Origin of the sequence: Paenibacillus sp. P22 (genome assembly GCF_000469945.2) — a bacterium.
Lineage (GTDB): Bacteria > Bacillota > Bacilli > Paenibacillales > Paenibacillaceae > Paenibacillus_O > Paenibacillus_O humicus.
This window is the reverse complement of record NZ_CBRA020000033.1, coordinates 54,856-68,971: the sequence shown is the minus strand read 5'-3', so window position 1 is coordinate 68,971 and position 14,116 is coordinate 54,856. Positions and strand designations below refer to the sequence as shown.

The window sequence follows — 14,116 nt, the reverse complement described above, 5'->3', positions numbered from 1 at the left end:
GCGCAAAGGTCTCCAGAGAGGCGAGTTCAAGGTCCACTATCAGCCTCAGGTCGACATCATGTCCGGCATGATCGTCGGTCTCGAGGCGCTCGTCCGCTGGCAGCATCCGCAGTGGGGCCTTATTTCGCCGGCCGACTTCATTCCGCTGGCCGAGGAAACAGGCCTCATCATCCCCATTGGGGAATGGGTGCTGCAGGAATCGTGCCGCCAGAACAAAGCCTGGCAGGACGAGGGCTACGAGCCGATTCGGATCGCCGTCAACATCTCCTCCCGCCAATTCCAGCAGAACGACTTTGCCGAAATGGTCAGCTCGACGCTGGAGGCGACCGGCCTGGATCCGCAATACCTTGAGCTCGAGCTGACCGAAAGCATCGTCCAGAACTCGCAGAAAGCGATCTCCATCATGCATAGGCTCAAGGCGATGGGCATCTGCCTGTCGATCGACGACTTCGGCACCGGCTATTCCTCGCTGAGCTACCTGAAGCTGTTCCCGATCGACAGCCTCAAGATCGATCGCTCCTTCACGCGCAACCTCCTCCAGGATGCCAAGGACGAAGCGCTCGTCCATACGATCATCAATATGGCCCACAACCTCGGGCTCAAGGTCATCGCCGAAGGCGTGGAGACCGACGAGCAGCTGCAGTATTTGCTGCAGCGCCAATGCCATGAAGCCCAAGGGTATTTTTTCAGCCAGCCGATTCCGGCCGAAGAGCTGACCGGCTTGCTGAATACGCTCAGCGCCTAATGCAAGGGAGCAGGAGCGAGCCCGCATCAATAGGGATGCAATTGTCCTGCGGCAAGGACGGAAAACGGAGTATGCCTGATCCCCAACAAAAAGAGCACCTGCGTCCGTCGACGCCAGGCGCTCTTTTTTGCTTGAACCATACCGGCCGCATCCAGCCGCAGAATTCAAAGCCCCCCATTTTCCGTGAAAAAAGAGCGCTCAACGGATTCGTGGTCGAACCTGCTTCACTTCGCTTTGCTCCGGAGCTTTTTAGTGCTCCAGAGCCCTTTGGCGCCCGGATGCCCTTTAGGCGCTCGAAAGCTCAGCCGCGAAGCATGAAGTCCAATACCGCCAGAGCGGCCAGATGGGCGGGATAGAACGATCTCCACAGCCAGCGCGGAACTTTCAGCTTGTCGAGCCCATTCCGCAGATCTTCTCCATAGGCGAGCAGCAGCGTCGGGGCGATGCTGAACAGCTGAAGCGCCCACGATGATCCGTATGCGGCGATGATCGCTGCGTTCAACAGCAGATGGAGCATCACCATCCTCTTCCGGCCTGCATACCGGAAGATCAGGATCAGCAGCAAGCCGTAGGCATTGTAGTCGAAAGGAAGCTCCTGCATGAGGATGCAGGCCGCTGCCACCAGCAAGGCCGCGGCAGTCCCCCCGGCAATGCGCCGGCCTTTGCTTGAGCCGCTGCGTTCGGCGTCGGAATGGCTGTCAGGGCGTGCGCTCCACTCAAGCAGGCCGTCGAGAGCGAAGATGACAAGCGCCGCGGCGAGCAGAGTAAAGATGACGTTGTAATGGTTCGTACCGAACGCAAGCATGTAAGGAACCTGCGCGATGGCCGCGAGCAGCGCGAGCCTGCCGATGTACCGTTTTCGGGAGCGGGTCATCAGGCAGCCGACGGCGATTCCATAGGCGTAAATGGGAAATGCGATCCGCCCGACGATGCGCCAGGCTGTGGAGTCGGGAAAAAAAATGATACCGATATGGTCGATGAGCATCGAAAATATGGCCAGCAGCTGCATGAACGTCACCTCTTTCTCGAACGGGCGTGAGTACGGTACGGACAAAGCCTGCCTTTGGTATAGATGATAAAGAATTCAATCCCCAAAATCCACCCTGCCGCTGCACCGGAACTCTTCCCCTCTCCTTTTCTATCCTCTCTATCCGATCCTTCCCTTGCCGACCCCCTCTTTCCTCCTCTATTTCCCCCCATATACCTCCATCTATAGTCCTCTCTATCCCCGCCCTTTCCTATCCTTGCTTTCTCCCTGTCCTCCGCCGAGCCTGCCGTGCGCTCTCTTCTCTACCCCTAGCCCGGACGATGGTTTGTCCTGAAGCGGCAAAAAGCCCCGTCCGCGCATGGCGGACAGAGCCCTCTTCCTTTCGCTCAATCGCAAGGCATCGCTTGCGGAGCCGCGCAGGCATGCTGCCTGCTAGTTCTGCTTGGCGGAATACGCCTCTACCCAGCCTGCCGTCTCCGCGAGCGCGGCTTCCGCACGCCCGATGGCGGCTTCGACCTGCGGACGGGCCGTGCCGCCGTAGACGTTGCGCGCATTGACGACCGTCTCCGGCTGCAGCACCTCGTAGATGCGCTCGTCGAACAGCTCCGAGAACCCCTTGAATTCATCCAGCGTAAGGTCCAGCAGGAATTTGCCGTTCTCGATGCAGTACAGCACCGTCTTGCCGATCACCTCATGCGCTTGGCGGAAAGGCAGTCCTTTGCCGACAAGGAAATCGGCGATATCGGTCGCGTTGGAGAAGTCCTTGTTGACGGCCTCGCGCATCTGCCCGCCGTTCACCTTCATCGTCGCGATCATCGGAGCGAACAGGCGCAGCGCGCCGGAGAGCGTCTTGACGGTGTCGAACATGCCTTCCTTGTCCTCCTGCATATCCTTGTTGTAGGCGAGCGGCAGCGACTTCAGCACCGTCAGAAGGCCCGTAAGGTTGCCGTACACGCGGCCCGTCTTGCCCCGCACAAGCTCCGGCACGTCCGGATTTTTCTTCTGCGGCATGATGCTGCTGCCCGTGCAGAAGGCATCGTCCAGCTCCACGAACCGGAACTCCGTGCTCGACCAGAGGATCAGCTCCTCCGACAGGCGGGACAGATGCATCATGATCATGGAGGCATGGGAGAGGAACTCCAGGATGAAATCGCGGTCGCTGACCGCGTCCAGGCTGTTCTCGTATACGCGGCCGAAGCCGAGCTGCTCCGCGACGTAATGGCGGTCGATCGGGAACGTCGTTCCCGCCAGCGCGCCGGCTCCGAGCGGCAGCGTGTCGATGCGCTTGTAGCTGTCCTGCAGCCGCTCGGCGTCGCGCCCGAACATGCTGACGTAGGCCATGAGATGGTGGGCGAACAGAATCGGCTGGGCGCGCTGCAGATGCGTGTAGCCGGGCACGATCGTGTCCAGGTTCTCCTTGGCCTGGCCGATAAGCGCTTCCTGCAGGCTGCGCAGCAGGCCGACGAACTCGACGACGCGCCGGCGCAGGTACAGATGCATGTCCGTCGCCACCTGGTCGTTGCGGCTGCGGCCGGTATGCAGCTTGCCCCCGACGGGGCCGATATCCTCGATCAGCGCTTTTTCAATGTTCATATGGATATCTTCGTCGGAGACGCTGTACTCCAGCTCGCCCTTGCGGATGCGCTCCAGCACGCGGCTCAGCCCGCCCTTGATCGTCTCGACGTCCCCGGAAGGCAGGATGCCCTGCTTCCCGAGCATCGACACATGCGCCAGGCTGCCGCGCACGTCCTCCTCCGCCAATTCCTTGTCGAACGTAATCGACGCCGTGTATTCCTCGACCAGCTGGTCGGTCTGCTTCGTAAACCTTCCGCCCCACAGTTTGCTCATCGCCCTGCTCCCCCTTCGGATATGACAACGGGCTTGCGCGCCGGACCGGCGCAGCAAGCCCTTATGCTTTTTTTGGATTCATCGCCCGCCTCGCAAAGGCTCAGGCACCTTGATCGGCTGCGATCAGACTTTTGATTCATCAAACCGCCTTCAGTTCGGCAATCCGCCTTCAGTTCGGCAAATCGCTTGCGGCCCCGTCTGTCCGAACCGGATCCGCAATGCCGGATCAGCCCTGGCGGCTCTGCTCCACGCCGGAGGATACCTTCAGACGCAGCGCATTCAGGCGGATGAAGCCTGTCGCGTCGCCTTGGTCGTAAGCCTGCGACGGATCGGCCTCCATCGTGGCGATATCCGGGTTGTACAGGCTGACCGGGCTTTTGACGCCGGCGCCGATGACATTGCCTTTGTACAGCTTGAGGCGGACGGTTCCGCTGACGTTCTTCTGGCTTTCCTTGACGAGCGCCTGCAGCGCAAGCCGCTCCGGCGCGAACCAGAAGCCGTTGTAGACGAGCGTCGCGTACTTGGCGATAAGCGAGTCGCGCAGATGCATGACATCGCGGTCCATCGTCAGCGACTCCATTTTGCGGTGGGCGCTGAACAGGATCGTGCCTCCCGGAGTCTCGTATACGCCGCGGCTCTTCATGCCGACGAACCGGTTCTCGACCATGTCGACACGGCCGATGCCGTGCTTGCCGCCCAGCTCGTTGAGCTTGTCCATCACCTGCAGCGGGCTCAGCTCTTCGCCGTTGATTGCGGTGCAATTGCCCTGGTCGAACGTCAGCTCCACGTATTCGGCCTTGTCCGGCGCGCGCTCCGGAGACACGCTGAGCACGTACATGCCCTCGTTCTCCTCCGAGCTCGGATCGAACCAAGGATCCTCCAGCATGCCGCTCTCGAAGCTGATATGCAGCAGATTGCGGTCCATGGAATAAGGCTTCGCGGCTGATGCCTGAACCGGAATGCCATGCTTCTCGGCGTAAGCGATCATCTCGGCGCGTCCCGGGAACTGCGCCCGGAATTCCTCGCTGCGCCAAGGCGCGATGACCTTGATGTCCGGCGCCAGCGCGGCGGCCGTCAGCTCGAAGCGCACCTGGTCATTGCCTTTTCCCGTTGCGCCGTGGGCGATCGCGGTCGCACCTTCGGCGCGGGCGATGTCGACCATTCGCTTGGCGATCAGCGGCCGCGCGATGGACGTTCCGAGCAGGTACTGCCCCTCGTAGAGAGCTCCGGACTGGAACATCGGATAGATGAAGTCCTTGGCGAACTCGTCCTGCAGGTCGTCGATATAGACCTTGGAAGCTCCCGTCGCCAGAGCCTTTTCCTCCAGTCCGTCGAGTTCTTCCTTCTGGCCGATGTCGGCCGTAAAGGCGATGATTTCCGCGTCATACGTTTCCTTGAGCCACTTCAGGATGACGGATGTATCCAGGCCGCCTGAATAGGCGAGCACGATCTTTTCCTTTGCCATATCGCTTTTATCTTCCTTTCCTTGTCCCGTCCGGTAGCCCCTTGCCCTCGGGCAGGCCCCGATCGTTCGATTTCGTCGGAGCCGCCTCTACATGAGAGCGGCCATAATCGCTTTCTGCGCGTGCAGGCGGTTCTCCGCCTCGTCGAATACGATGGAGTGTTTGCCGTCGATGACGCCCTCGCTCACTTCCTCGCCGCGGTGAGCGGGCAGGCAGTGCATGAACAGGTAATCGGCCTTGGCATGCTTCGTCAGGTCCTCGTTGACCTGATAACCGGCAAATGCCCGCTCGCGCTCCGCCTGCTCGGCCTCCTGACCCATGCTCGCCCACACGTCGGTGTAGACGATGTCCGCTCCCTCGATCGCTTCGCGCGGATCGCGGCAGACGTGGATCACAGACCCGGTGCCGGAAGCGACGGCTTGCGTCTGCTTCACGATAGCGGCATCCGGCTCGTATCCTTCCGGAGTCGCCACGCTCATGTGCAGGCCGAGCTTGGCTGCGCCCATGAGCAGCGAATGCGCCATATTGTTGCCGTCGCCGATATAGGCCACCTTGAGCCCTTCCAGCTTGCCTTTGTGCTCGAGGACGGTCTGGTAATCGGCCATGACCTGGCAAGGGTGCTCGGAATCCGTCAGGCCGTTGATGACCGGGACGGTGGAAGCGCGCGCCAGCTCAATGACGGTGCGGTGGGCGAATGTGCGGATCATGATGCCGTCCAGATAACGGGACAGCACCTGCGCCGTGTCCGAGATCGGCTCGCCGCGTCCGATCTGCAGATCGTTGCCGCTGAGGAACAGCGCCTGTCCGCCGAGCTGGTACATGCCGACTTCAAAGCTGACCCGCGTCCGGGTGGACGCCTTTTCAAAAATCATGCCGAGGGTTTTGCCCTTGAGCGGGTGATAGGCCTCTCCGGATTTCTGGACACGCTTCAGCTCGATCGCCAGCTCGATGAGGTAGCGGAGCTCCTCCGGCGTGTAGTCCGCCAGCGCGAGGAAATCGCGCCCTTTGAGGCCTGCCGCCAGCTCCTCGCTGCGGGCTCCGGCCAAAATAAGAGGTTGCTGCATTAATGGAACACCTGCTCTTTCTATGCTCGCCGCCGGTCGTCCGGCGGCGCTTGGATTCGTGGAGATCGGGAACCTACACCCCAATTAGGTTTGGGATGTTTAGTTCTGGGATGCCGTGACCGTCTTCTCCTTGAGGACGGCGGCGATGATGCCGACAGCCTGATCGATCTCGTCATTGGAGACGAGCAGATTCGGCAGCAGGCGGATGACGGTCGGGCCGGCGGGCACGACCAGCAGTCCGCGCTCGTGGATCGTCGCGATCACGTCGGCGACCGGACCTGCGCATTCGATGCCGATCAGCAGGCCGAGCCCGCGGATCTGCGTCACCCAAGGATTGCCGGCGAGCTTCTCGCGCAGCTGGCCGGTCAGGTAGCTGGCCGCGCCTGCCGCGCGGTCATACACCCGGTTGCCGGCGATTTCCTCGACCGTCGCCTTGACGACGGCGGAAGCGATCGGCGTTCCCCCGAAGGTCGTCGCGTGGGAGCCCGGTGTGAACGCTTCGCGGAGGAATTCCTTCGCCAGGACGGCGCCTACCGGAAAGCCGCTTCCGAGCCCTTTTGCCGAGGTGAAAATATCCGGCTGCACGCCGTAATGCTCATGGGCGAACAGCTTGCCCGTGCGTCCCATGCCGGTCTGCACCTCGTCGACAATCAGCAGAATGCCGTTATCCTTGCACAGCTTGACGATGTCGTGCAGGAACTCCGCCCGGACAGGCAGGACGCCGCCCTCGGCCTGGACAAGCTCAAGCATGATCGCGGCGGTCCGCTCGCTCACGGCAGCCTTGAGCGCGTCGAGATCGTCCATCGGCACGGTGACGAAGCCTTCCGGCAGCGGCAGATAGCCCTCCTTGACCTTGTCCTGGCCCGTTGCGGTCAGCGTTGCGAGCGTCCGTCCATGGAAGGACTGGGAGAAGGTGATGATCTCGTACCGGTGCTCTCCCTTGATCTTCTGGAAGTACCGGCGGGCCAGCTTGATCGCGCCTTCGTTCGCCTCCGCTCCGGAGTTGCAGAAGAAGACCGCATCCGCGCATGTATGCTGCACGAGCAGCTCCGCTGCCGCTTCCTGCCCCGGAATATGGAACAGATTCGACACATGCCAGACTTCATCGAGCTGCTTCACGAGCGCGTCCTTGATCACTTTCGGCGCGTGGCCGAGGTTCGTGACGGCGAGGCCGCTCATGAAATCGAGATATTTCTTGCCGGTATCGTCCCATAGCCAGCTTCCCTCGCCTTTGACGAGCGCGATCGGATATCTTGCGTAGGTTGGAAACAGTGCGCTGTTGCTCATTGCAGATCCACCTCTCCCTATCGTTATATGGACTCGCAGCCGGATGGCTGTTGGTGCGTTGAATCCTGGAGTCGCTCCGCCGCCGGACGGCTCTTGGTGCGTTGAATCCTAGAATCGCTTCGGTGCCGGATGGCTCTTAGTACGTTGAATCCTAAAATCGCTTCGCCGCCGGACGGCTCTTGGTGCGTTGAATCCTAGAATCGCTTCAGTGCCGGATGGCTCTTAGTACGTTGAATCCTAGAATCGCTTCGCCGCCAGATGGCTCTTACGTTGAATCCTAAAATCGCTTCGCCGCCGGATGGCCCTTCCGATCGCTGTTGCCGCCAGATTTCCTGAATAAATGGATTCAATGGTTGAAATCCGGCGGCAAAGGCGACCATTGTCATTTCTCCAGGGCCATTCCGGCCGCTCCGCTCTGGGATTCAACCCCAAGGGCCACTCCGGGTGCTCCGCTCCGGGCTTCAACCCCAAGGGCCATCCCGGATGCTCCGCTCCGGGCTTCAACCAAAGTGCCCTTCCGGATGCTCCACTCCGGGCTTTACCCCCAGGGCCGCCCCGGATGCTCCGCTCCGGGCTTCAACTCCAAGGGCCACCCCGGATGCTCCGCTCCGGGCTCCACCCCAAGGTGCCCTCCCGGATGCTTTGCTCCGGGCTCCACCCCAAGGTGCCCTCCCGGATGCTTCGCTCCGGGCTTCAACCCCAAGGGCCGCCCCGGATGCTCCGCTCCGGGCTTCAACCCCAGGGCCGCCCCGGATGCATTGCTCCGGATCAGCCTTATGCTGCCGCTCCAGGCATGCTACGCAAAGCGGAATTCCTCTCTGCTGAAGGGAGGAGGAGCCTGCCTTCAGGAGGCAGAACTTCCTCCATCAGGAGGACGAAGAAAGACGGAGGGGCTCTGTAGAAGCGGAGCGTTCGCATTTGAAGACCGGATTCCCCCATTCATGGGGTAAGTTCAAGGAATCCGGGCTTCAACAGCGATCGGAAGAGCCCTCCGTTTTCGGAGTCTGCTCCCGTCTTCAACAGCGATCGGAAGAGCCCTCCGTTTTCGCAGTCTGCTCCCTGGTCCTTGATCCCTGATCCCTGCTTCAGCCTGCAATCACCGTGCCGACGCCGCCCTCCAGGACGGCCCGGCTGAGAATGTCCGGCTCGGTGCCGCTGACAATGGCGACCTCGCGGACATTGCCGTGCAGGCAGGCGAGAGCCGCCCGAACCTTCGGAATCATGCCGCCGTAGATTTCGCCGGTGGCGATCATCTCCTCGATCTCCGCCGCGCTCACGCGAGGCAGGACCGTCTTGGCTCCGTCCACGGTGCGCATGATGCCCGGCACGTCGGTCACAACGATCATCCGTTCCACGCCCAGATGGGAAGCGACGGCTCCTGCCGCCGTATCGGCATTGATGTTGTAGCGCTGTCCGGCCGCATCGATGCCGACCGGCGCGATGACCGGAATATAGCCCATTCCCATCACGCCTTCAATGATTTCCGCGTTGACGTCCGTCACCTCGCCGACATGGCCGACCTTGCCGGCATTGCCGACAGGCCTGGCCTGGATGAGCATGCCGTCGACGCCGGAGAGCCCGAGCGCCCGCGCTCCCGCGCCTTGGATGCGCCTGACGATCTCCTTGTTGATCGTTCCCGAGAGCACCATCTCGACGACGTCGAGCACTTCCTCCGTCGTCCGCCTGAGCCCGTCGACGAACTCGGTCTCGATGCCGAGCTTCTCCAGCGTCCCGGAGATGGCGGGGCCGCCGCCATGCACGATGACCGGCTTCACGCCCTGCTCCTGCAGCGCCGGAGATCTTCGAAGAACGCGGCAGGAAGAGCCGCAAGCGTGCTTCCCCCGCATTTCATCACAAACCGCTTTTCCATCTGCCTCATGCTCCTTCATCCGCTTCATGCCGCTTATGCTCAAGCCGGTTGAAGCTTCATGCCGCTTATATTTTCGCCTGTTGACGGTTTCTGCTGTTAAGTGCGGTAAGCCGCATTGATCCTTACGTAGTCATAGGTCAGGTCGCAGCCCCAGGCTACGGCAGCGCCGCCGCCGATATGGAGATCGACGATGATTTCCACCGTGTCGCCCTTCAGGTATTCCAGCGCCGCTTCTTCATCGAAGGCGACCGGCCGGGATTCCTTGAGCGTCAATATCGGTCCGAGCGAAATATCGACGCTGTCCGGATCGAGCGGCTCGCCGGCCCGGCCTGCGGCCGCGATGATGCGGCCCCAGTTGGCGTCGGCGCCGAAGACGGCCGACTTTACGAGCGAAGAGCCGACGATCGTCTTCGCGATGGCAGCCGCCGACCGGTCGCTCTGCGCTCCGCTGACGCGGACCTCGACGAGCTTGGTGGCGCCTTCGCCGTCGCGGGCGATCGCCTTGGCCAGCACCTCGCATACATATCGCAGCGCATCGCTGAACGAGTTCCAATCCGGATGCAGCGGCGTCAGCTCCTCGCCGCCGGCAAGCCCGCTCGCCATCGCGACCAGCATGTCGTTGGTGCTCGTGTCCCCGTCCACCGTAATCATGTTGAAGGTGCGGTCCGTAGCGGAGCTCAACAGGCTTTGGAGCGCCTCGCTGCCGATATTGGCGTCCGTCGTGACGAAGCCGAGCATCGTGGCCATGTTGGGATGGATCATGCCGGAGCCTTTGGCGGCGCCTGCCACATGAATCGTCCTTCCGCCCGCTTCGACGGCGACGCAGATCGATTTTTTCACAAGATCGGTCGTGAGGATCGCCTGGCAGAACTCATTCGCGCTCCGATCGTCGCCCGCCAGCTGCTGCGGCAGGCGGCCGATGCCTTCGCGCACGCGGTCCATCTTGAGCAGCTCGCCGATGACGCCGGTAGAGGCTACCGCGATCTGCTCGGCCGGAATCCCGGCCGCTGCCGCGAAGGCGGAGCGCATCTCGTACGCGTCGGCCTCGCCCTGCTTGCCCGTGCAGGCATTGGCGTTGCCGCTGTTCACGAGCAGCGCGCGCAGCCTTCCTCCCGCCGCCAGGCTTTCCCGGGTCACCTTGATCGGGGCCGCCTGCACCTTGTTGGTCGTATACACCGCCGCAGCCGCCGCAGGAACCTCGCATACGATGGCTCCCAGATCGTTGCGGCTCGTCTTTTTCAGTCCGCAGTGAAGCCCGCCCGCCCGAAAGCCTGCCGGTGTCGTAACGGAGCCGTCCTGGACGATCGTGAACGGCTTGCCTGCTGTCTCTTGTGTCATCGCGTAAATCGCATCTCCTTCTAGTGGGGTTCCGCCAGGGAATTAAGGATACATCGGGATGAACTGCAGGCCGGCATTCTCTTCCCAGCCCATCATCAGGTTGAGGTTCTGGATCGCTTGGCCGGCTGCGCCTTTGACGAGATTGTCGATGACCGACACGATCGTCACACGTCCTGTGCGACGGTCAACGGCAAAGCCGATGTCGCAGTAGTTCGAGCCGGAGACTTCCTTCGTCGCCGGCAAGACGCCTTCCGGCCGAATGCGCACGAACGGGCGGCCCTCATAGAACTGCCGATACAGCTCGATGAATTCCTGCTCGGTCCGATCTTCCGCCAGCGAAGCGTACATCGTCGCCATGATGCCCCGCGTCATCGGAACGAGATGGGTCGTGAAGGTGGCGACGATATCCCTGCCTGCCGCATCGGACAGGACGCGCTCGATCTCCGGGATATGCTGATGCTTGTTGACCTTGTAGGCCTTGAAGTTCTCGTTCAGCTCCGAATAATGGGTGCCGAGGCTCGCCCCCCTGCCCGCGCCGGATACGCCGCTCTTGGCGTCGACGATCAGCGTGGACGGATCGATCCAGCCCGCCTTGATGGCCGGCACCGCGCCCAGCAGCGTCGCCGTCGGATAGCAGCCCGGATTGGAAAGCAGCTCCGCCCCGCGAACCTGCTCTCCGTAAATCTCCGAGAGGCCGAATACCGCCTTCTCCAGGTAGGCCGGATCGGCGGCCGGCTTGCCGTACCAATGCTCATATACATCCGGCTGAGGCAGGCGGAAGTCGCCCGACAGGTCGATGACCTTCAGTCCTTCCTCCAGCAGCTGGGGCGCCATCCGGCTCGCCACTCCGGCCGGAGCGGCCAGGAAGACGACATCCGCCTTGCTCTTGATCTCTTTGGGGTCTACGCCATCCAGAACCCCCGGGAAAATATCCGACAGATGCGGGTACCCGTCCGCAATCGGCGTTCCGGCGCTGGAAGAGGAAATGACCGAACTGACCTCCGCATACGGATGCGCCTGAAGCAGCCGGATCAGCTCAACGCCTCCGTAGCCGGTTGAGCCTACAATGGCAGCTCTTGTTTTTGTCCCCATCATCCAGCACTTCCCTTCCTCGCCCTGATTCCTGAGAGAGGCCGCCGCAGGCCTCTTATACCTGAATCATTATACGTTTATATTAATAATAATACAACCGGAAATATGACACTCCTTTCCTTCTAGAACCGGCTTCCGCCTTCCTTCAAGAGAGCAGAAAAAGACGCGGATAGATTCCGCGTCTTCTCGGCTTGAAGGTTCAGCTCCTTACGGACGGCAGCGGCGACAGCAGCAGGCAGAACGGAAGATTGCTTCCGGCGGCTGGAGAGATCCGGATCTCTACGGATTCCTCGCCTGCTCCCGTCCGGTAGAGAACGCTGTTCTGATCGGTTGCAGAGGCCGCTCCCAGATGGGAGAACGTGACGACCGAGCCGTTGACCAGCGCCGAGCCGCGGAACAGGCCTCCGCGCGGATTGAAGGTCAGCAGCGTATGGGGAGCCACGCGCTCCAGAACGATCTTGTACAGCACTCCGTAATTGCCGGAGTTCGTCGCCGGCGTCCCTTTGATGCCGTCATAGCCGGTCTGGAAGGGATCGGCATTATTGTCGGTCAGATAGATCCTGGCAGGGGTCGTCCCCACGACAGGCGCATAATCGAATATCCGGGTGGAATCTGCAAAGGTCCCTCTGACGATCGACTGGTTCGGATCCAGAAACGGCAGGCTGGGTAGAGCGGTCAGAGGATCCCGATCCGCTTTGACGACCAGAGAGGTGTACTTGACGGCGCTGTCGCTGGCCACTTCTCCCTGGAACGTGACGATATCGCCCTGGCTGAGGGCGTTCTGGCCTATCTCCTGGAACAGGAGGCGCGTTTCGCCCGGAGCCAGCACCAGCTCCCGCGCGGCAGAGCCGGATGCGATCGAAGCGAAGTAGCGCTGCAGCGACATCTGGCCCGCTATTTCGCCGTAAGGAGTCGGACCTGCCATTCCGGAGCTTTCGATGAAGAGCGTTGCCGGCCGAGGGTTCGGATTGCTTGCGAGCATGTAGATTTTCAGCTTGGGTCCCATTGTGTTTTTGTGGTGAAGCAGAATCCTTGCGGGGCCGTCGATGACGTCCTGGTACAGTACCCCTTCCTCCCGGATGGATTCCGGACCGGTAGAGCGGAAGAGCGTATAGGGCTCGGTATCGTATGTAAAAGGCAGCAGCTCCATGTTCTTCACGGACGTTCCGTCGATGGGAAAATTGGAGCCGACGGGCGTGAACAAGCGGTTGAACTCATCCTCGGCATACAGCGTTTCGTCCGTAATCAGGATTTCCTGCGAAAATGCGGCGGCAGCTCCATGCTTGTCGGTCACCGTCAGCGACACTGTCACTGGGCCGGGCCGGAAGTAAGCCGCCTGCTTCCCCGTCCACTGGCGGTCCGTGATGGCATTTTCTTCATCGGTGCTTTCGTCGGCAATGACGACCGGCTCTCCCATGCGGTACTCCTTCTTGTCGGTGCTGAACATCGCCACAGGAGGAATGTTGGGGCTTGTTACGGTTATGGAAAGGGTATAGGGCTTGCTCCATCTCCCCGCGGCATCCTGAACCTGATAGGTGACGGGATAAATGCCCGGCTCTGCGAACACCTCCTGGCGTCCTTCCCATTTTTCCTGCACGATCTGGAGATTGGACGGGGAAGAGGCTCGCGCCTTGTATTGAACCCGGGTTTCGCCGGCGATAATGTCGCCAGCTTGAACGGTAAACGATGCCGCCGGTTCGGCAGCCTGCTTGAGTGTGATCGTATGCGAGCGCTGATCGATTGTGTAAGGAATTTGCAGCGCGGCCGTAATCGAGGTGAGCGGCACCATGAAGACGCCTTTGTCCGTATAGGCCGCCCCTTTCATCAGCGTCCGGATGCCGTTGGCCGTATAATACTTGCTCTTGTTCGTGAAACGGGCCTCCAGCCCCGCCTTGCGGACGACGGTCTCCTTCTTGGCGGGGACGTACGCGACGCTGAAGCCGAGACGTTCCGCCAGCGAGCGCAGGCTTCCATAGGAGACTCCGGCTTTGACGGCGAGCGGCCTGGATGCCGTGTAGGCCTTGCTTCCCTGCTCCATGCGGGCGCTGTTCATGTACAGCAGCAGATCGCCGGACGGCGGGACGGGCATGCTTGGCGAGGCGTTGCTCGACGAGGCGTTGCTCGTTGGAGACTCGCTTGGCGGGGAAGCATCCGAGGATGGGCTCGGCAATGCCGCTCCCGGCGATAACTCGGCGGCAGCGGCCGGATCCGGCGCCGCGCTTGCCGCCGCTCCTTCGCTTGAAGGAGCGGTCGGCGGCGCTGCCTCCGACGTCCTCGATCCGTCGGCCGTTAAGCCGAGCTCGGACGCAGCTCCTGATGCTGCTGCATATGCTGCGGATGCCGCAGGCGTCTCGGCCGGAACCGGTACGGACGCGGCCAGCGCAAAGGCCAAGAACATCATTTTCCCTTTCAAATCCACAA

General features: G+C 61.5%; 9 protein-coding genes and 1 pseudogene. 1 reads left to right on the top strand and 9 read right to left on the bottom strand.

Annotated elements, in window-relative coordinates; genetic code table 11:
- Positions 1–745, top strand: a 745-nt coding sequence (locus BN871_RS07325; protein ID WP_048745191.1) for a bifunctional diguanylate cyclase/phosphodiesterase, incomplete at its 5' end; no start/stop codon positions are given.
- 301 nt (positions 746–1,046) lie between these two features.
- Here BN871_RS07325 and BN871_RS07320 read toward each other — a convergent pair.
- The 9 genes and pseudogenes from BN871_RS07320 to BN871_RS07280 form a co-directional block, all read right to left on the bottom strand.
- Positions 1,047–1,754 (bottom strand): TraX family protein, encoded by a 708-nt coding sequence (locus BN871_RS07320; protein ID WP_048745190.1) that lies wholly within the window; start codon positions 1,752–1,754, stop codon positions 1,047–1,049.
- A 411-nt stretch (positions 1,755–2,165) separates the two neighbouring features.
- The gene (argH, locus tag BN871_RS07315) at positions 2,166–3,581 is read right to left on the bottom strand and encodes an argininosuccinate lyase (protein WP_048745189.1); all 1,416 of its coding nucleotides are present in this window, start codon (positions 3,579–3,581) and stop codon (positions 2,166–2,168) included.
- Positions 3,582–3,807: 226 nt separating this feature from the next.
- Positions 3,808–5,046: an argininosuccinate synthase gene (locus BN871_RS07310; RefSeq protein WP_048745188.1), complete on the bottom strand. Its 1,239-nt coding sequence runs from the start codon at positions 5,044–5,046 to the stop codon at positions 3,808–3,810.
- A gap of 87 nt (positions 5,047–5,133) precedes the next feature.
- Positions 5,134–6,108 (bottom strand): ornithine carbamoyltransferase, encoded by a 975-nt coding sequence (argF, locus tag BN871_RS07305; RefSeq protein ID WP_048745187.1) that lies wholly within the window; start codon positions 6,106–6,108, stop codon positions 5,134–5,136.
- A 99-nt stretch (positions 6,109–6,207) separates the two neighbouring features.
- Positions 6,208–7,395 carry an acetylornithine transaminase gene (locus tag BN871_RS07300; RefSeq protein WP_127508737.1) on the bottom strand — a complete coding sequence of 396 codons (1,188 nt, stop codon included), beginning with the start codon at positions 7,393–7,395 and terminating at the stop codon, positions 6,208–6,210.
- 1,085 nt (positions 7,396–8,480) lie between these two features.
- Positions 8,481–9,265 (bottom strand): annotated as a pseudogene (gene argB, locus BN871_RS07295) (acetylglutamate kinase).
- Between the two features lie 96 nt (positions 9,266–9,361).
- Positions 9,362–10,603: a bifunctional glutamate N-acetyltransferase/amino-acid acetyltransferase ArgJ gene (argJ, locus tag BN871_RS07290; RefSeq protein ID WP_048745185.1), complete on the bottom strand. Its 1,242-nt coding sequence runs from the start codon at positions 10,601–10,603 to the stop codon at positions 9,362–9,364.
- A 42-nt stretch (positions 10,604–10,645) separates the two neighbouring features.
- Entirely contained in the window at positions 10,646–11,695 is a 1,050-nt protein-coding gene (gene argC / locus BN871_RS07285) for an N-acetyl-gamma-glutamyl-phosphate reductase (protein ID WP_048745199.1), read from the bottom strand.
- Between the two features lie 199 nt (positions 11,696–11,894).
- A complete protein-coding gene (locus BN871_RS07280; protein WP_048745184.1) occupies positions 11,895–14,108 on the bottom strand; it encodes a stalk domain-containing protein in 2,214 nt (737 codons plus the stop codon).
- Positions 14,109–14,116 lie beyond the last annotated feature (8 nt).

Excerpts from the sequence above, each read along its gene's own strand:
- BN871_RS07320 (WP_048745190.1), bottom strand. The coding sequence starts at position 1,754 with ATGCAGCTGCTGGCCATATTTTCGATGCTCATCGACCATATCGGTATC.
- argH (WP_048745189.1), bottom strand. The coding sequence starts at position 3,581 with ATGAGCAAACTGTGGGGCGGAAGGTTTACGAAGCAGACCGACCAGCTG.
- BN871_RS07310 (WP_048745188.1), bottom strand. The coding sequence starts at position 5,046 with ATGGCAAAGGAAAAGATCGTGCTCGCCTATTCAGGCGGCCTGGATACA.
- argF (WP_048745187.1), bottom strand. The coding sequence starts at position 6,108 with ATGCAGCAACCTCTTATTTTGGCCGGAGCCCGCAGCGAGGAGCTGGCG.
- BN871_RS07300 (WP_127508737.1), bottom strand. The coding sequence starts at position 7,395 with ATGAGCAACAGCGCACTGTTTCCAACCTACGCAAGATATCCGATCGCG.
- argJ (WP_048745185.1), bottom strand. The coding sequence starts at position 10,603 with ATGACACAAGAGACAGCAGGCAAGCCGTTCACGATCGTCCAGGACGGC.
- argC (WP_048745199.1), bottom strand. The coding sequence starts at position 11,695 with ATGGGGACAAAAACAAGAGCTGCCATTGTAGGCTCAACCGGCTACGGA.